Raw genomic sequence first — 18,780 nt, 5'->3', positions numbered from 1 at the left:
CATGCGGCCGCCGGTTTATTGACGCTGATCGACGGGCACAAAAGCGCGCTCCTGCGGGCCGACATAGGCCGCCGCAGGCCGGATAATCTTGTTGTCGAGGCGCTGCTCAATAATATGCGCCGACCAACCGGTAACGCGGGCGATGACAAACAGCGGCGTGAACATTTCAGCGGGCACGCCCATCATGTTGTAAGAGACCGCCGAGAACCAATCGAGGTTAGGGAACATTTTTTTGGTTTCCCACAGCACGCTCTCCAATCGATCGGCGATGTTGAACAGCTTCGGCTGCCCCGCTTCTTCCACCAACTGATGCGCAATGCGTTTGATGACCTGATGGCGGGGATCGGCGAGGGTATACACCGGGTGGCCAAAACCGATGATCACCTCTTTGTTCTCGATGCGTTTGCGGATGTCGGTCTCCGCCTCTTCCGGCGTTTCATAACGCTGCTGGATTTCCAGAGAGACTTCATTGGCGCCGCCGTGTTTAGGGCCGCGCAGCGCGCCAATCGCGCCGGCAATCGCCGAATAAATGTCCGAACCGGTACCGGCAATCACCCGGCCGGTAAAGGTGGAAGCGTTGAATTCATGTTCGGCGTAAAGCACCAGCGAGGCGTGCATCGCCTTTTCCCAGCTTTCCGTGGGCTTGGCGCCATGCAGCAAATGGAGAAAATGGCCGCCAATCGAGTCGTCATCCGTTTCCGTCTCAATGCGTTTGCCGTTGTGGCTATAGTGATACCAGTACAGCAGCATGGAACCGAGCGAAGCCAGGAGCTTATCGGCGATATCGCGGGCGCCCGGGGTGCCATGAGCGTCTTTCTCCGGCAAAACGCAGCCCAATGCGGAGACACCGGTACGCATGACGTCCATGGGATGCGAGGCGGCGGGCAGCGCTTCCAACACCGTTTTGACGCTCATCGGCACGTCGCGCAGCGCTTTGAGTTTGACCTTATAAGCGTCCAGCTCGTGCCGGGTGGGCAATTTGCCGTGGATCAGCAAATAGGCCACCTCTTCAAACTCACAATAATGCGCCAGCTCGAGAATGTCATAACCGCGGTAGTGCAAATCGTTGCCGTTTCTGCCGACGGTACACAGCGCGGTATTGCCGGCGACCACGCCTGATAAGGCAACGGATTTTTTCGGTTTATTGCCTGAGGGTGTCTGTTGGGGGCTTGTATCTGTCATGTCAGCCTCTCTGTGATATTGGCGAAGAAAACCTTATTCGCCGCGTTCGCGGGCAAACAAGGCATCCAATTTCTCTTCGAACTGGTAGTAACCAATGCTCTCGTAAAGCTCGTGACGAGTTTGCATTTGGTCGATGACGTTTTTTTGCGTGCCTTCCCGGCGCAGAACCTGATAAACATTTTCCGCCGCACGATTCATGGCGCGGAATGCAGATAAAGGATAGAGCGCCATCGCAACATGCGCGCTTTTCAATTCTTCAGCAGTAAACAGCGGCGTCGCGCCGAACTCGGTGATATTGGCCAAAATGGGCACCTCCACCGCGCCGGCGAATCGACGGTAGATCTCCAGCTCGGTCACCGCCTCGGGAAACAGCATATCCGCCCCGGCTTCGATGTAGGCCCGGGCGCGATCGAGCGCCGCCTCAATCCCTTCCACGGCCAGCGCATCGGTGCGCGCCATGATGGCAAAATTGGGATCGGTGCGGGCATCCACCGCCGCCTTGATGCGATCGACCATCTCCGCCGTAGACACAATGGCCTTATTTGGCCGGTGCCCGCAACGCTTGGCGCCAACCTGATCTTCGATATGCAGCGCCGCCGCGCCGGCTTTGCCGATGGCCTTCACGGTGCGCGCCACATTGAAGGCCGAAGCGCCGAATCCAATGTCCGCGTCCACCAGCAGCGGCAACGGGCAAACGTCGGTTATCCGCCGCACATCGGTCAGCACATCATCAAGCGTGGAGATGCCTAAATCGGGCAGCCCCAGCGAGCCGGCCGCCACGCCACCGCCGGAAAGATAGATGGCTTGAAAACCGGCGCGTTGCGCCAGCAGCGCATGGTTTGCATTGATGGTCCCGACAATTTGCAACGGGCTTTCTTTACTTAATGCGGCACGAAAGGCCTGGCCCGGAGAGGGGGATGTCATAGGCTTATCCTCTTGCAGACAGCTGTTATTTTCAGGTATCGGCAATAAAGCAAGGGGCGTACCAACCCTGGCTTAAAATCGGCCCCATGAAAAAACAATGTTAATCAAAAAGATAAGCAAACCTCATCGCTGAGCCAGGCCGAAATTTCAAAAAATGCGCCCCGGTTAACGTTTCATGAAACGTTTCACGCCCCTGGCTTGAAACATGCGTGAAACACGCCTACAACCATAGGTATGTTCCCGCATGCATGTTGAACCTATGGCTTACTCTTCAGCTCTGCCGGACGGCGCCGGCGACAAGCCCGCCATCTGGATCGTCTCCGTCACGCGCCTGTTTGACTTGCTGCGGGATATCAGCCTGGAATTCGACAGCCTGGCAAGCATCACCCCCATTCAGCTGGGCTTTGAAAAAGCCGTGCAGCATATCCGCCAAAAATTGCTCACCGAGCGCTGCGACGTCATCATTGCCGCAGGCTCCAACGGCGCCTATTTGAAAAGCCGCCTTTCCGTGCCGGTGGTGCTGATCAAACCGGGCGGCTTTGACATCGTGCAGGCATTGGCCAAGGCGCGCCGCATGGCCTCGTCAGTAGGCATCATTACCTATAAAAAAACGCTGCCGGAGCTGATGGAATTTCAGCACGCGTTTGATTTGCAACTGGAACAGCGCAGCTACGTCACTAAAGAAGAAGCGCGCGAGCAACTCAATGAATTAAAAGCGAAAGGCGTTCAGGCGGTGGTCGGCGCCGGGCTGATTACCGATCTGGCTCAGGAAGCGGCGCTTGCAGGCGTACTCATCTATTCGACCGCCACGGTGCGCCAGGCCTTTCACGAAGCGCTGGGCAGGACGCGTTCCCTGCAAGGCGCGGCCCAACCGCGCAAGCCCCCCTCCGGCCGCGAAACCCTGCGCGCGCGTTATGGGATAAACCACCTGCGCGGCGATTCACCGATGATGGAGAACGTTCGCCGCACGATCGCGCTTTATGGCCGCTCATCCGCCGCGGTGCTCATCCAGGGGGAAACCGGCACCGGCAAAGAGTTGGCCGCCCAGGCCATTCATCAGGAATACTTTTCCCGCCGTGCGGCGGCTCCGTTCGTTGCTATCAACTGCGGCGCCATTGCCGAATCGCTGCTGGAGGCGGAGTTATTCGGTTATGAAGAGGGGGCGTTTACCGGCTCCCGCCGCGGTGGGCGCGCCGGCCTGTTTGAAACGGCCGATGGGGGCACGCTGTTTCTCGACGAGATCGGTGAAATGCCGCTGCCTCTGCAGAGCCGCTTGCTGCGCGTGCTGGAAGAAAAAGAAATCACCCGGGTTGGCGGACAGCGCCCTATCCCGGTGAAGGTGCGCATTATCAGCGCCACCCACTGCAGCCTGGAAAACGCGGTGAGCCGCAGCGAGTTTCGCCCCGATCTGTTTTATCGGCTCAATACGCTGCGCCTGAGCCTGCCCGCGCTGCGTGAGCGAGAACAGGACGTGATGGAACTGGCCCAGTGGTATCTGAAACAGGCACTGGCAGAGCTGAGCGTGCCTTTTACCGCCGCCTGGATGCAGGGCATTTTTTCCTGCCTACAACGGTTGCAGAGCTATAGCTGGCCCGGGAATATTCGCGAATTGCGTAACATGATGGAGCGGCTGGCGCTGTTTTTAAGCGCCGAACCCTCGGAGGCATTGAGTGAACAGAAGCTCTGTGGCTGGCTGCCGGAGCTGGTTTGCGTCGGGTTATCGCCCGAGCCGCCTGCGCCCGTCATATCAGACGTTCAGGCTGCTCTGGCGCAATTTAATGGCGATCGCGCCGCGACCGCGCAGTACCTCGGCATCAGCCGCACCACGCTGTGGCGGCGCCTGCGCGAAGCAGGCCGCTCTTAATTGCGGCAAAGCGGCCCGAGGCGCGTTTACTGCTTGATCATATAGCCGAAGATGCGTTTCCAGCCGTGATCTTTTTTCTCGATATACACGCCCTGCAGCTCCGGTGAGAAGCCCGGCAGACGGTTGATGCCGTCTTCCAGCGCCAGGAAGTAACGCTGCACCGCTCCGCCCCATACTTCCCCCGGCACTACGCACAGCACGCCCGGCGGGTACGGCAACGCGCCTTCCGCCGCAATGCGCCCTTCGGCCTGGCCGATCGGCACCAGCTCGACGTTGTCGCGGATAAACTCCACGTTGGCGTCCTGCGGGTTCATCACCACCTGCGGGAAATGGTTCTGGCGGAACATCTCTTTTTGCAGTTGCTTAACGTCGAAACTGACGTACAGATCGTGCATTTCCTGGCACAGCTGGCGGAGGGTATAGCCGCGATAACGCTGCTCGTTCTTGCGGTACACCGTCGGCAACACTTCGCTCAGCGGCGCGTCTTCTTCCACGTAGCGTTCGAACCGCACCAGCATATCGACCAGGTGCTCCATCTTGGCCGGATTTTCCGCCGGGGTCAGCAGGAACAGGATCGAGTTAAGATCGCATTTCTCCGGCACTATGCCGTTCTCGCGCAGGAAGTTGGCCAGAATGGTGGCCGGCACGCCGAACTCGGTGTAGTGGCCGGTGGCCGCGTCGATGCCCGGCGTGGTCAGCAGCAGCTTGCACGGATCGACCAGATACTGGTCCTGCGCATAGCCTTCGAAACCGTGCCATGCCTCGCCTGGCACAAAGTTGAAGAAACGGGCGTCGTTGGCGATCAGATCAGTATCGTAATCCTGCCAGTCCTTGCCCGCCACCTGCAGGGGAATAAACGGTCGGAGCTGCGAACAGCGCGCCAGCAGTTGCTTGCGCGTCTCGATGCCGAGCTTTACGCAGTCCATCCACATGCGGCGGCCGGCGGCGCCGGCATGCATCTTGGCGTTAACGTCCAGCGCGGCGAACAGCGGGTAAAACGGGCTGGTCGAGGCGTGCAACATGAAAGCATTGTTAAGGTGCTTATGATTACAGTGGCGCTTCTGGCCCTTGATATGATCGTCTTTCTTGTGGATCTGCGAAGTCTGCGAGAAACCCGCCTGCTGCTTATGCACCGACTGGGTGACGAAAATACCCGGATCGAGTTCATCCAGCTCCAGCAGCAGCGGCGAGCACTCTTTCAGCATCGGGATAAAGCCTTCGTAACCCACCCAGGCGGAGTCAAACAGGATGTAATCGCACAGGTGGCCGATGGTGTCGATCACCTGACGCGCATTATAGATAGTGCCATCGTAAGTACCGAGCTGAATGATCGCCAGGCGGAACGGCCGCGCCGCATTGGCCTTCTCCGGCGCCACCTCACGGATTTGCTCACGCAGGTAGCGCTCGTCAAAGCACCGCGAATCAATGCCGCCGATAAAACCAAACGGGTTGCGCGCGGTTTCCAGATATACCGGCGTCGCCCCAGCCTGGATCAGCGCGCCGTGGTGGTTGGATTTATGGTTGTTGCGATCGAACAGCACCAGATCGCCGCGGGTCAGCAGCGCATTGGTCACCACCTTGTTGGCCGCCGAAGTGCCGTTGAGCACAAAATAGGTTTTATCGGCGTTGAAGACCCGCGCCGCATGCTTTTGCGCATCCTTGGCCGAGCCTTCGTGGATCAGCAGGTCACCCAACTTGACGTCGGCGTTGCACATGTCGGAACGGAAAAGCGTTTCGCCGTAGAATTCGAAAAACTTCCGGCCGGCCGGGTGCTTGCGGAAAAACTCGCCGCCCTGATGCCCCGGGCAGGCGAAGGTGGAGTTTTCCATCTCCACGTAAGTCTTCAGCGTTTTGAAAAACGGCGGCAGCAACGCCTGCTCGTAGGCGTCGGCGGCGGCTTCCAGTTGCGCCATATAGAACGCCTTGCTGGCGCCTGCCAGGGCAAAAACGCCGGTAATAAACGGCAGGTAGTCCGGGGAAAGATGTTCATCCCCTTCAACAGCAACAAACGTTGGGATCTCGAATCCGGTGGCTTTCAACTGCGCCAAAATCCCGGCGTTAACGTCATCAACCGACACGACTACCGCGGCCACATCGGTATAGTCCGTCTGTTCAATGCGGACAATCTGGCGCAGCGTTTCAATGGTGGCGACCAGGCTGGCGCTTGTTGCTATTTTCAATTCTTTCATAATGCTAACTCTCAAACGGTTAAGGATGAGGTGGTGCCACGGGGCACGGCGATGAGATAACAAAGGTTATCCCGGCAAAGTGATGTCCGGCGTTGCAGCATAAAGCGCAACCGTGACCGGCTCATGATCGCGAGATCATCAGGCAGCTATCGGGGACTGGTATCGGCAGCGTCCGATAGACATCAGTAAAATCAGAGCCGCAGCTCTATTTTTAATAATGCCTAACAGCGAGCATCAGAAGATGCCTTACCGCATGGTCGGCAGGGCGTTCTTGACGTACTGTGTTCGGGAAAGGTAACGGCGTCGTGATGGCATCATCAGATGTCTGGTGCGCAATGGCGCTTGAGTAACAAAACCAGTCATGCCAGTAACCCTCTGACTTAAATGAGCGCAAACACCGTTAAGAGACGAAGAGTGCTAAAATTTGCGCAATGATTGCATGTTTTTTTATGAGGTTCAAGTAACAATCATGTTACCTCCCCCTGAATCAGTATTTCTGTAACTTATTGTTATTTAATATATAAAAATAAATACCTGTAAAATCAAAACGGTATAAATACACATATTTTCTGCATATCTATTGCCGCAGGCCGATGCAGACACCCGGCAGCGCCCCGCCCCATTGAATGAAAATAGAGCAACCGATCGGGTTTGTGACAGAAAGCGATTGACGATATCCGGCCAATAGGGTTAAATGCGCCCCGTTGCCCGGATAGCTCAGTCGGTAGAGCAGGGGATTGAAAATCCCCGTGTCCTTGGTTCGATTCCGAGTCCGGGCACCACTAATTCTGCATCAAAGCACGCTGGTTAGAGGTACACCCTTTAACGGGCGGAACAAAGGAACTGGCAGGTTGATATCGCAGTGCTTTCCGAATTTGCACACTCGATATTAATAACTAGGTTCCTCTTAAAAAGGATGCTTGTGTTCGCGCACAAGCGTCCTTTTCTCGATCACTGTTGATTTTTACAGCTTGTTAAAGTCATGTCAAGACGAGTCTGGCCTCACTTTCACGCACTGGTATCACATCCATATACAGTGACAGCTCATTCTCTAACGCTTGCCCGGTAACCTTTAAATCCAGTTCGACATATTCCATTGTTGTGCTGACGCTCCGATGCCCAAGCAAACCTTTAACCATTGCCAAATTACGATCGGGTGACTTCATCATTTCGGTAGCCAGGGTATGTCTGAATCGATGCGGACTCACCTTAAAGCCACACTCTTTCGTCAGCCTGGTGAAGAATGAGCGAACAGGTTGGATTGCAGGTTCTGAGTCAACCTCACCCAATGGACTCAAGAATCGCGCCACATCGAACAGATAATCTGCCGGTTCGGCCCCTTGTGCTATCGCGCGGTCGAGAAGTATTCGCATACGTTCACGGACAAAGCTCACAATAGGAACTAACCACTCGCGATGCGTTTTACTGCCTTCTTTACATAGCAATATCGAGTTTGCCACCAGATCTACATCCACGAGCCGTATATGTAATAACTGGTTTTGCCGCATCCCCGTCGAACGCAACACATCGATGACAGTTCGCCAATACCACACAGGAAAGAGCGCACAAGGACGACATTTACCTACCCGTAACTTTTCGCGTTCTTCAAATTGTTCTAACACCAGATTCACTCTAACCAGTTGGTCACGGTTCAGTATCTTTTTACGTTTGCTACCCGGCGGTACTTGCGTTTCATTTAGTGGATTCTCCTCTACGTTGAGCCATTTTTTCTTTATTCCCTGATTGTAAATTGCGCGCAAATGCCGAGCTTTATTATTCCATGTACTTGTTGTTAACCCTCTCCCCAACATGTCCCTACGCCATAAAATCAGTTCTCTGTTCGTGACTTCATCCGGTAACGTGTCATACCCAATAAATTTCCTGAAAACAGCAACCACTCTGCGATAGCTCTTCTCAGTTTCCGGACGTAACGCCTTTGAAAAAAAATACTCTTCGAGCAAAGTGTCCCAATCCATAACACGCGATTTATGCATGATATCCCCCTAGTTTAAATAGAAGTCTTGTGAACATAATGTAGTCATAAGACGCGATTAATCCCTATCAAGGGATCACCAGTACCGGACTGTCGTCAGGCATGCTTTTCACCCGATAGAGCAAACTTGCTTTAACGAGGTAACCTTTGGTTCGTTTAAACGCACCTGTGCGCTCTGATGTTTCATGCAGGTGTGCAAAATAGAATCGTTTACCTTTGACCCGACGATGTTTCTCCAGACGTTCAAAATCCTCCTGAAGGACTTCTCGTTGAGAGCCATCCAGACCAGCCTCTTTCAGGTACAGATAAAAAATTCCAGGTACGGTGATAAAGACAAAACCAGACACAAGATGAACCCGCGTTCCTACGGAGTTGATGGGGATCTCATTAGAATTGAGTCCATCAGCTAACCACCGCCAAAAGACTTCTCCTGGAGTTATGCCCCCATCGCCTTCAATGCCCAGCTTTTGTGATTGCGAGGGAACGAGGTCAGTAGTTTGAGGCGGGCAAAATTCGGCTGTTGAAAATGCCGCTTCGGGAGCGATATCATCGATGGCGTCTGACTCCCGGTTTATTTCGGCAGCCTCAACTACCTGTGTCACTTCAGCTGTAAGCGCAGGGTTATCGGCAGTCATAGGGCCTTCATCTTCGTGAGGGGCGTCCCCGAACTCCTGTTTTGTCTGATCCACCGGAGCAGACACCTCACCCGTCATTAATGACAATAGGGCTTGCATATCCTCCTCTTCGCCGCCGGCCACCGTTTCAGGCGCCAGGACCATCTCTTCCAAAGGCTGATCATTGACCGGTGCATCCAGAACCGAGCTCAGTAATACCTCCGTTGCTGACGCTGCATTTTCTTTGGGCGGATTTAATGTCTCTGCCGGCAGCTGCTCCTCAACACGCGAAGGGTTGGTGCTACTGACTGCACTTTGCAAATCAATTGTGGGTACTGAAGAGGTGGTATTTTCTGTTGTCGGCGCCACCGATGGTAAGACTACTGTCAATGTGTCGGAGATGGGTGCCGGAGAGGATGCTATGGACAGGCTATCTCCGCGCGCCAGCTTGGCCGCCTTCTGGATAATGTCGTCTATCACAGGTAATAAAGCACTGGGCTGTCGGGAAGCGATTGTCATCAACGAGTGTGCAGCCGCCGGCAGTGTTGATAGCCAGTCGATGACCTCTGCCGGCAGCAGCCGTGCAGCAATCATCGCACTTTGACTTGTCGCCAATTTCGGGGCTGATAGGGTCGTCCTGAATCGAAAACGGTAGGGTTCACTCGGCACTGTCAGACCGGGTAACCAGGCACGGCCACTTTGAAACTCCCCCTGCAGCTGGCTCAACTGCGGTAGGTAGTGCCAAAGCGCAGCGTAAAACACCACGACATTCCACTGCACATTCTGGGCCGATTGTTCTTCCGGTACGGCCCCGGGAGGCAGCATGTGTCCTTTGGCCAGGCGCACCGCATATGTCGTCGTCTGCAGGGTGACATCAACCAACCCCCCTTCTCTGGCATACTCGCCCAGAGACGTAGCCGGCAACACCTGCATCAACGTCATTAGTTGCTTCAATGGCTGCAGATAAAATTGTTCATAGAGATCTTTGGGAAGTGCACAATTTTCCCATAACTGCTGTAAACACTGCTTACGAGATACCGTGCTCAACAGCTGTTCTGCTGACGCGGGCATATAGTAGCCAGCAGGGCCCCGTGAGGCTGAAGTGATTGCCGTTGGCTTTGCTGACATATCCCGGGTCCCGACAAGCAGCTCTTTGATAGTCTTCAACATACCTGGCCTCCAGTGATAACAGCACTACAGAGAAAGGCATTGAAGGTCGTAATGGCTACACGAGCCAGAGGCGAGTAACGCGTATTAAGTTGGCGGGCAACGGCGGTGATCCGCAGATTGCCAGTCAACCGTTGTTGATAGTGGCGGCCGAGGTCGGGCCAGGCCCGTTGATGGGGGGGGTTACATCCCACATTAAATGGGAGTTTTTGCTCTGCATTGTTCCTGACTGCCCGGTTATAGGCAAGATAGAGCATCCAGGTGTCAGGATTCGCAAATGCGAACCGCACCAGTATGGACGTTCTGCCGGTGCCGGCAAAAACCTTTACCACCAGTTTGCTTCCAGACCAACCGATGATGGCGGCCTGTTCAGGCGTATCACAATAAGACATCAGCAGCACTCCGTAAAACTTGACCGGCGCTAATGCTGCGCAGGTCAATACGGCTATCGCCACAGGAAACCCTTTTCCCAAAATAAAAAGTTTCCCGTAGTCAGCCGTTTTCAGGTTGATAGGCAGTTATCAACCTGGCATTGCTGGCGTCTATTCGTGTATTCACTCGTACATTTCAACGCAGCAAAAAACTCTCCTTGATTCACCCTCTGATGACCACTTCAGCACAGGATGAGGAGTTGATACCGATCCTCATATAACATTATCGATTGAAGAGGCTATCGATACGCTCCACAACCATTAGTGATTTACATGCACGCGAGGTCCAGACCGGAAGGCATACCGATTAGAAGTGCCTACCACGACCAATCCAATAATGATGAGTAACAGAGCCGTCCAGGGAAACGCGTTCACACCTACTTGTTGGAGAAGTACGCCGCCGAAGAAGCCACCGCCAGCGATCGCGGCGTTCCACACCACTACTGTCAATGACACTGCGACGTCAGCGCCTTCTTCAGCAGCATCCGCGACTGCAGTGACCAGTAATGTAGCTGCACCGCCGAAGGTCAAGCCCCAAACTGCGGTAAATGCATATACAATTGGGCTTACATCCGCCCATCCCCCCATCACTATCAGTGCGAGGCTGAAAACTGCCAGACTAGCTAACGTGGTAATACGAAGATATCGATCAACCAACCGTCCGATGAGCCAGATTCCACCAAGCGCTGCGGCGCCAAATACCAGCAAGACAACGTCGACCTGGCTGACCAGGCCAGCCTGTGCGACGTATGGCGCAATGTAGGTGTACAGGATATTGTGGCCCAGCATCCAGGCGAAAATCACCACCAGTACAGGGCGCACTCCAGGTGTACGCAGCACTCGCCACAACCCCAAGCGCTGAGCTTGCACTTGTCCCGGGAAATCAGGCAATTTCCACAGGATCCAGATAACCAGAACGACGGTAAATAACGACATTCCATGAAAGGCCTGCCGCCAACCCACTATGTGGCCGAGCCATGTGCTGACAGGGACACCAAAGGACAGCGCAAGGGGTGTGCCAAGCATGGCGACAGCGACGGCACGGCCCTGTAGTTCGGGCTTGACCAGCCTGCGAGCATAGCCCGCTATCAGACTCCAAGATAACCCCGCCGCCACGCCAGCCATAAATCTTGCGAAAAGCGTGAACACGTAATCTGTCGAAAGTGCCGTGGCGATGTTAAAGATTAGGAAGCCGAAAACTGCAGTGAGCAGCGAAGTTCGCCGATTCCAGTGCTGAGTCAAAATTGTTAACGGAAGGACCGCAAGCATCGACCCAAGAGCATAAGCAGTAACCAACTGCCCCCCCTGAGAAGGCGTGATCGCAAGTCCTGCTGAAATCTCAGGCAACAGTCCAGCCGGAAGGGTTTCAGTCATGATGGATATGAGTCCTGTCATAGCCAGAGACAGAAGTGCTCCTACAGGGAGCTGGTCAGAAGGCATATGCTTGTCAATTGTGGAAACCAGAGAATCAGTTGATGACACGTAAAAAAATCCTGTATTAAGGGGTTAGTGACTGTTGGCAATGCCCTTTTGTGGGAGCACCGCGCTGCGATATATATGTTCATACGGAGCGCTAACTTAATTCGTTAAGCGACGCAGTCCGAATTGAAAAGAGAGCCAGCCCAAAAGGGTGGCGCATCCAAAGGAGCCAGATTTATCTATTTCGCTCCATAACCGTTATGCCGGGCGTAGCAGTTATGGAGCGATGCCGTGAATACCCATAAAAACGAACTTCAGAGTCCTTACGCAACCAGCAGAGCAGTTGCTCACGGTTTCGGACTTCAAGTTCTAGGCATCGGCAGGAAGATAGAGACGATGGCGCAACTCGGGGGCGGTCAGATGTACTCGCCACCCTGGGCCTCCAGGTTGAAAGACGGAAGCAGCAGCAAGATTGCCTACAACAACAGGATCTAGGCCAACGTCACGCACGAGCCCGGCAGCGACCTGCATCGCCAGGGGATCATCACTAGCGATGGGCATGCCAATGCGTCCGCCCGAGCGTCTTCCTGATGTTGCCACCACATACGCATCAACACATGAAAAAGCCCGAACCAGTCGTGCGCCAGCGAAATACCTATTCACTGTCTGTGCAACACCGTTATCCAGGGCTTCCCTGTACACCTCGCTGTCGCTCGCCCCCCATGGATTGGTGGAATCGAGCATCACCTTGCCGGCATACAGGTGGCGTAGATCGTGCCCCACTTGGGGGATAGCGACGAAGGGCACTGCCAGCAACAGGACGGTGCCAAATTCAGCTGCTGCAACAGGCAGTCCCGCGGAAGCTCGCGGCCCCAGTTCTCGCGTCAAGGATTCGAGTTCTTCCGGGTGGCGTGAAGAGAACATGACTTCGTGCCCGGCCTTCACCCACAGGCTTCCTACGGTGCTGCCCAGCGAGCCAGCACCGAGCACACCGATCCGCATTGGCTGTGCTGCGTAAGCGACACCGCGAAGAAACCAGGGTGCAGCAGCCAGGACACTCAGGGATTGCAATAGCTTTCGACGAGAAATGATCATATTAAAGTCCTCTTGGTTGACATCGGCTATCAGGGCTTGCCAGCCAGCAACGCTGGATAAGCCTGTGCTTCCTGCCGTTGGTGGGTGCGCCCAAGCCAGAAGCTCAGCACGAGCCATGCAACAGACAGGGGGATGGCAACGACGGCCATTTGCGCTAGGGTAAACCCCACACCCAGTAGACCTGCATAGCTCCAGCTTGCAACCTGATCCCCGCCGCGGTAGACAACAGTGTCAATGAAGTTTTTGGCCTTGTAGCGATCCTCACGGTCGCTGGACGTAAACAGAATTTCGCGTGCGGGCCGGGCGATGGCGAAATTGGCAGCCCGACGTGCGACCTGAACCATCACTAGGACCAACGCACTTGGATTGGCCGCTAGTGCGACAAAACCCATCACGCTGATCAGCGGCAGGATGCACAATGTCGTCACGATGCCGAGCCTGGCGATCAACCGCCCTGTGACAAAGAGCTGAAAGAACAGCGTGATCGAATTGACCAGCAGGTCGATGTTGGCGAAGAAAGCGGTTCGCGCCGCCCGATCAGGGAAACTCGCCTGGACGATGCTGGCTTGCTGGAAGTACAGGAAGGTCGAAGTAATCGAGTACAGCAGGATGAAAACAGCGATACCAGCCAAGTAGGGTGAGCGAACCATATGCAGAAAGCCAGCAAAGATACCGCCGCCCATGGGCTTGTTAGCATCCCGGTGACGGCCAGGCTGTTCAATTGCTGTCGCAGCAAAGGACAACCTGCGCGACACCACGATTGCAAGCTCAAGGAAGACAACGGCCACGATAATCAGCCACGAGCGTCCGAGATTCGTAACGAGCAATGAGGTGAGCACCGAGCCGAGGATGCCGCCGATCGTCGCCCCCGAAGCCAGAATACCGAACAATCGCTTGCCTTGCTCACTGTCAAAGATGTCCACGATGAAGGACCAGAAGACCGACACCACGAACAGGTTGAACACCGAGACCCATATGAAGAATGCTCGGCCGATCCACACCTGCCATTGCGCATCCGCAAACTGCAGCACGAGGGCAAACAGCGCCAGATTGGCCGCGAAGAAGTGGTACGCTAGGGCGATGAACTGATTACGTGGCAGTTTGCGTACCGCCAGGGCAAACAGGGGGCTGACCACCAGCATGGCAATCAGGGTTCCCGTGAACAACCACGGCAGATTGTCTACGCCGCCAGCCACGCCCATCTCATCGCGGATCGGGCGAAGCACGTAATAGGCTAGGAACAGGGACACCACATATAGCATCGACCAGAGGATGGCCGGTGCTTCCTCGGGCCTGACCCCGGTCAATCGCTGCAAGAAAGCTGGCATCGTTCAATCTCCCTCCTGTTGCGCTCAAACGGGAAATACCCGGTCTAAAACAGTGAGATCCTGCGCGTCCAGCGACAGCGTCACCGCGCGGGCATTCTCACGAATGTGGCTCGCAGACCCGGATTCAGGGATAGATATGGTGGACCCGTCACGCAGGGTCCATGCAATAGCGATCGCCGCAGGCGTCACCCCGTGCTTGCTGGCCACTTCAGACAGAGCCGCATTGCGCAACAGTCGACCGTCGCTGCCCAGTGGCGAATACGCCATCAACGGAACACCGTGCTTGCGACTCCATGGGATCAAGTCGTGCTCGATGTCACGTTTAGCCAGGCTGTATTCCACTTGGTTGGTCGCACAGGCTTTGCCGCCCGCGACAGAGAACAATTCTTCCATGTCGGAAACGTCGAAGTTGGAGACACCCCAGCGTCGAATATGCCCCTCACGTTTGAGCCCCTCGAAGGTGTCGACCACCAGAGCCAAATCGCGGACCTGAGCACGCCAGTGCAGCAGATAGAGGTCAAGATGATCGGTACCCAGGCGTTTGAGGCTGCTGGTGCAGGCATTACGGATACCGCGCGCCGTAGTCGCGTTGGAAGGCAACACTTTGGAAACCAGGAAGACCTCGGAACGCCGGCCAGCAATGACCCTACCGACCATTTCCTCAGAAGCCCCACTACCGTACATCTCGGCAGTGTCAATAAGGTCCATGCCCAGCGAGAGACCAGTACGCATAGCGTCCTCTTCCTGAGTGATCGGACGCCTGCCCTGCCCAAGCCGCCAGGACCCCATGCCAAGCGACGGAGCGAGGCTTCCATCGGGCAGGCGGATTCTGCGCGTCGTCGTAGTAGGAATTGCACTACCACCGGCACCGCCGGTTTGGGCCATGGTGAAACTGCCGGTGACCATGGCGGAAAGACCAAGAAGGGTAACTTGTCGGCGTGTCATAGATTGAAAATTCATGGTCTGCTCCAACGGGTTGGGTCAGTGAGGTTTCACGCTCTCCCACCAAGGGGAGAACTCTTGTGGACGTCCGTCCAGATAGACAGGCTGCCCGATTACCGGCGTCCATAAGGCGTAGCGTTGTTGCCGGCTTGCTGCTTCGATCCGCTTGAATGGATCGTCCCAGTCATGCGGTGCGATCGAAAAGCGCCCGACATGTCCAGGAGTGAGTACCCGCGTCCCAAGGTCTTCTGCAGCCTGTGCCGCCTGCTCAGGATTCATATGCACATTGGCCCAGCGCCCGTCGTACTGGCCCATGTCTAGCGCGGCCCAATCCAGGGGGCCGTAGCGTCTGCCGATCTCGGTAAAATGCGGACCGTAGCCCGAATCTCCACTGAAAAAGATCCGATGCTGGGGTGTCGTCAACGCGAAGCCGACCCACTCGGTCCGATCGCGCGTGAAGGCTCGGCCAGAGAAGTGCCGCGCGGGTGTAACGTGGACCTGCAGCTCTGGACCGGCCTGGACGGTCTCGTACCAGTCGGCCTCATACACGGTGCGCTTGTCGTATCCCCAGGATTCGAAGTGCGCGCCAACGCCAAGCCCGGCGATAACTTGCCTGACCTTGGGCCGTAGGGCGCGGACCGTCGGATAGTCCAGATGGTCATAATGGTCGTGGCTGATCAGAAGCACATCAACTGCAGGAACGTCATCAGCGCTATAGATGCTGGTTCCCTCGAACGCGACGTTGGCCCACATCACCGGTGCAGCATTGGTGCTGAACACCGGATCGATGAGGAGGCGTCTGCCTCCCAATTGGACGAAGTACGACGAATGCCCCAGCCATACAACCAAGTCCTGCGCGGGATCCAGCGCCTTCAAATCGGTTCTGATGGACGGCATCGCAGCTGGCGGGCGCGTATTACGCTGCTTGTTGAAGTTGCTCAGCCACAGCTCGAGCTGGGACTCGTCGGTCGTCAGCAATGGCGTATCGACCTGGTTGCGGAAGGTACCACCGGCCTGGTTGCCAGACGTGCTGATCCGGGAAAGTCTCTCTCCTTCGGGTAGCTTCCCGAACAGAGGTTGCTGCAGATACGCGAGGCCTGCCAACGCTCCAACCCCAATCAACATCAGAGTGGTGGGAAACAGCCCGCTCAATAGGGAGCGACGCTTTGCCATCAGCCTTGTGCCCGCTGCGCCGAAACAGTGCGCGACGTGAGGTAGGTCAGCCCGGCGGATATCAGCAGTACTGTCGCACTCGCAACAAAGGTTGTCTTATAGCCACCTCCATCGAACAGCAATCCACCCACGGTTGAGCCTAGCGCGATCGCCAGTTGGACCACCGCCACCATCAGCCCGCCACCGAGCTCAGCATTCTCCGGCATGGCTTGCGAGACCCATGTCCACCACCCAACTGGCGCGGCAGTGGCGACCAGCCCCCATAGGCCTAGCAAAGCGGCTACGGCGATGACGCCGCCACCGAACGGGATCAGGGACAAAGCAATCACCGCCATAAGAACGGGAATCAGCATGAGCGTCCGATAAAGGCCACGCTTGAGAAACACACCGATCAGCGCTGTGCCGATAACGCCGGCCACACCAATCGTCAACAGGATGAGCGACAAGGTCGATACCGGCGCGTGCGTCACGTTCTCCAGGAAGGGCCGCACATAGGTGTAGAGCGCGAACTGCCCCATGAAGAACGCACCACAGGCAGCCATACCAAGCGCAACAGAACTCTTCTTGAGCAGGCCCAGTACATTGACCGATCGCGACCCGCGAGGCTGGGTCTTCATCGCTGGCAGACTGACCCACTGCCAGATCAGCACGATCGCTGCAACGGGAACCAAGCAGAAGAAGGCCCCGCGCCAGCCGATGATAGCACCCAGATAGCTTCCCATGGGTGCGCCGACGACGACCGCCAGGGCGTTGCCGCCATTAAAGATCGCCAGCGCCTTGGGTACCTGGTGGTTGGGGACCAGGCGCATGGCCGTCGCCGCTGACATCGACCAAAACCCGCCAATTACCACGCCAAGGAGTGCACGACCGATCATGTAGGTCGGATAGTCGTGTGCAAACGCAACGACGGCACCCGATAGGGCCATCAACGCGGTCATGGCGAGCAGCAGGGTCTTTCGATCCATACTGCCCGCGATGGCTGCAATTGACAGACTGGTCAGGACCGCGAATGCACCAGAGATGGCAATGCCCTGGCCAGCCATCCCCTGGGTTACATGCAGATTCTGCGCGATCGGCGTCAGCAGGCTCACGGGCATGAACTCCGACGCGACCAGCGCGAAGACACACAGCGACATCGCGACGACACCGCTCCAGTAGGAAGGCTTCTCTGAGGCACCTTGACGGTCGGCAATGCCGGCTGAGACTACTGCGTGTTGTCTGTCCATCAAATCCTCATAATTTTTAGTACTGGTGATCAGGTAAAACAAAAAACGCAGTGCCTACCCTCACGGACGAGTACGGCGTCATGGAGATCGCAAAATGGTCGGTTGTCAGTCGGATCAGTTGTCCTTGCCAATCTGATCCATCTCAGTGGCGTTCATACGCCCGCCATGTACCCGGAGCCTGGCGAATGCTACGTCGATTTCGTGCAGATCATCAGGCGTCAGGTTCACTTGAATCGAACCCAAGTTCTCACGCAGGTGGTCGATCTTGGTCGTGCCAGGGATCGGGACGATCCAGGGCTTTTGTGCCATCAACCATGCCAGTGCAATCTGCGCGCGCGTCGCCCCTTTCTTCTCGCCAAAGGCCTTGAGGAAATCGAGAACTGGCTGATTGGCTCGAATGACCTCGGGAGTAAATCGAGGAAATCCTTTGCGCAGGTCTGTCTTGTCGAAACTGGCCTGGACGTCGACCGGCAATTTGCCAGGCAGGAAGCCTTGGCCCAGCGGTCCCCACGGCACGAAGCCGATGCCTAGGTCTTCGCACGCCTGCAGCACACCGTTGTGCTCCACACTGCGTTCCATCATCGAGTATTCGCTTTGGATCGCCGACACCGGCTGCACCGCATGCGCACGATGGATAGTTTTAGCGCTCGCCTCAGAGAGGCCAAAGTGCAACACTTTGCCTTGCTGTATCAGGTCTTTGATAGTGCCGGCCACGTCCTCGATCGGCACGGTCAGATCGACGCGGTGTTGGTAATAAAGATCGATGCGGTCAGTCTTGAGGCGGCGCAACGACTCCTCGACCACACGGCGGATATGTTCCGGTCGGCTGTTCAGTCCATTGGTTCCATCGATCTTGAAGCCGAACTTAGTTGCGATGACCACATCGTTGCGCACAGACCCCAAAGCTTCGCCAACCAGCTCTTCGTTGAGGTAGGGACCATAGACCTCAGCTGTATCGAAGAAGCGAATGCCCCGGTCGTAGGCGTCACGGATGACGCGGATGCCCTGAGCGCGATCCACGCCCGGCCCGTATGGGCCGGCAGTGTTCGTCATACACCCATAGCCCAGCTCAGAAACCGCCAGGCTGCCTAGCTTGCGTGTTCTGATCGCGTACTGTCCGCTGACTCCGCGTGGTGCTGCCGACTGTGCGGCTGCCAGCCCGGACCAGGCTACACCGCTCGGAAGTACCGCAGCGGCGGCTGCTACGCCGGCCACCTTGAGAAATCCGCGACG

At 56.1% G+C, this 18,780-nt stretch carries 13 protein-coding genes, 1 tRNA gene and 1 pseudogene; 2 read left to right on the top strand and 13 right to left on the bottom strand.

What is annotated here, in order from left to right; genetic code table 11:
* Positions 1 to 15: 15 nt before the first annotated feature.
* Entirely contained in the window at positions 16 to 1,182 is a 1,167-nt protein-coding gene (gene prpC, locus QZQ97_RS22935) for a bifunctional 2-methylcitrate synthase/citrate synthase (protein ID WP_311995312.1), read from the bottom strand.
* A 33-nt stretch (positions 1,183 to 1,215) separates the two neighbouring features.
* Entirely contained in the window at positions 1,216 to 2,106 is an 891-nt protein-coding gene (gene prpB / locus QZQ97_RS22930) for a methylisocitrate lyase (protein ID WP_311995311.1), read from the bottom strand.
* Positions 2,107 to 2,365: 259 nt separating this feature from the next.
* Here prpB and prpR point away from each other — a divergent pair, with 259 nt between their 5' ends.
* Complete coding sequence (gene prpR, locus QZQ97_RS22925; protein WP_311995310.1) at positions 2,366 to 3,970, top strand: propionate catabolism operon regulatory protein PrpR; 1,605 nt, start codon at positions 2,366 to 2,368, stop codon at positions 3,968 to 3,970.
* Between the two features lie 26 nt (positions 3,971 to 3,996).
* On the opposite strand, the gene speF is transcribed toward prpR, so the two are convergent.
* Positions 3,997 to 6,159 carry an ornithine decarboxylase SpeF gene (gene speF, locus QZQ97_RS22920; protein ID WP_311995309.1) on the bottom strand — a complete coding sequence of 721 codons (2,163 nt, stop codon included), beginning with the start codon at positions 6,157 to 6,159 and terminating at the stop codon, positions 3,997 to 3,999.
* A 706-nt stretch (positions 6,160 to 6,865) separates the two neighbouring features.
* On the opposite strand from speF, the gene QZQ97_RS22915 reads away from it, so the two are divergent.
* Positions 6,866 to 6,941, top strand: a tRNA-Phe gene (locus QZQ97_RS22915).
* A gap of 198 nt (positions 6,942 to 7,139) precedes the next feature.
* On the opposite strand, the gene QZQ97_RS22910 is transcribed toward QZQ97_RS22915, so the two are convergent.
* The 10 genes and pseudogenes from QZQ97_RS22910 to QZQ97_RS22865 all read right to left on the bottom strand — a co-directional run bounded on the left by QZQ97_RS22910 (position 7,140) and on the right by QZQ97_RS22865 (position 18,654).
* Positions 7,140 to 8,153, bottom strand: coding sequence for a tyrosine-type recombinase/integrase (locus tag QZQ97_RS22910; protein WP_311995308.1), 1,014 nt, complete (start codon positions 8,151 to 8,153; stop codon positions 7,140 to 7,142).
* 67 nt (positions 8,154 to 8,220) lie between these two features.
* Complete coding sequence (locus QZQ97_RS22905; RefSeq protein WP_311995307.1) at positions 8,221 to 9,936, bottom strand: TraI domain-containing protein; 1,716 nt, start codon at positions 9,934 to 9,936, stop codon at positions 8,221 to 8,223.
* A gap of 23 nt (positions 9,937 to 9,959) precedes the next feature.
* A pseudogene (locus QZQ97_RS22900) lies at positions 9,960 to 10,325 on the bottom strand (DNA helicase); the annotation flags it as partial.
* A 300-nt stretch (positions 10,326 to 10,625) separates the two neighbouring features.
* Positions 10,626 to 11,804, bottom strand: coding sequence for an MFS transporter (locus tag QZQ97_RS22895; RefSeq protein ID WP_442995475.1), 1,179 nt, complete (start codon positions 11,802 to 11,804; stop codon positions 10,626 to 10,628).
* Between the two features lie 348 nt (positions 11,805 to 12,152).
* Positions 12,153 to 12,878: an NADPH-dependent F420 reductase gene (locus QZQ97_RS22890; protein WP_311995306.1), complete on the bottom strand. Its 726-nt coding sequence runs from the start codon at positions 12,876 to 12,878 to the stop codon at positions 12,153 to 12,155.
* Between the two features lie 29 nt (positions 12,879 to 12,907).
* Positions 12,908 to 14,206: an NTP/NDP exchange transporter gene (locus QZQ97_RS22885; RefSeq protein ID WP_311995305.1), complete on the bottom strand. Its 1,299-nt coding sequence runs from the start codon at positions 14,204 to 14,206 to the stop codon at positions 12,908 to 12,910.
* 24 nt (positions 14,207 to 14,230) lie between these two features.
* Positions 14,231 to 15,166, bottom strand: coding sequence for an aldo/keto reductase (locus tag QZQ97_RS22880; RefSeq protein WP_311995304.1), 936 nt, complete (start codon positions 15,164 to 15,166; stop codon positions 14,231 to 14,233).
* A 21-nt stretch (positions 15,167 to 15,187) separates the two neighbouring features.
* A complete protein-coding gene (locus tag QZQ97_RS22875) occupies positions 15,188 to 16,321 on the bottom strand; it encodes an MBL fold metallo-hydrolase (protein ID WP_311995303.1) in 1,134 nt (377 codons plus the stop codon).
* Positions 16,321 to 17,457: an MFS transporter gene (locus QZQ97_RS22870; RefSeq protein WP_311995378.1), complete on the bottom strand. Its 1,137-nt coding sequence runs from the start codon at positions 17,455 to 17,457 to the stop codon at positions 16,321 to 16,323. Before QZQ97_RS22870 ends, QZQ97_RS22875 begins: the two co-directional genes overlap by 1 nt.
* A 204-nt stretch (positions 17,458 to 17,661) precedes the next feature.
* The gene (locus tag QZQ97_RS22865; protein WP_330696730.1) at positions 17,662 to 18,654 is read right to left on the bottom strand and encodes an aldo/keto reductase; all 993 of its coding nucleotides are present in this window, start codon (positions 18,652 to 18,654) and stop codon (positions 17,662 to 17,664) included.
* Positions 18,655 to 18,780 lie beyond the last annotated feature (126 nt).

It is taken from the genome of Serratia sp. root2, from assembly GCF_031931805.1.
Taxonomy (GTDB): Bacteria; Pseudomonadota; Gammaproteobacteria; order Enterobacterales; family Enterobacteriaceae; genus Serratia; species Serratia inhibens.
This window is presented reverse-complemented; position numbering and strand designations above follow the sequence as displayed.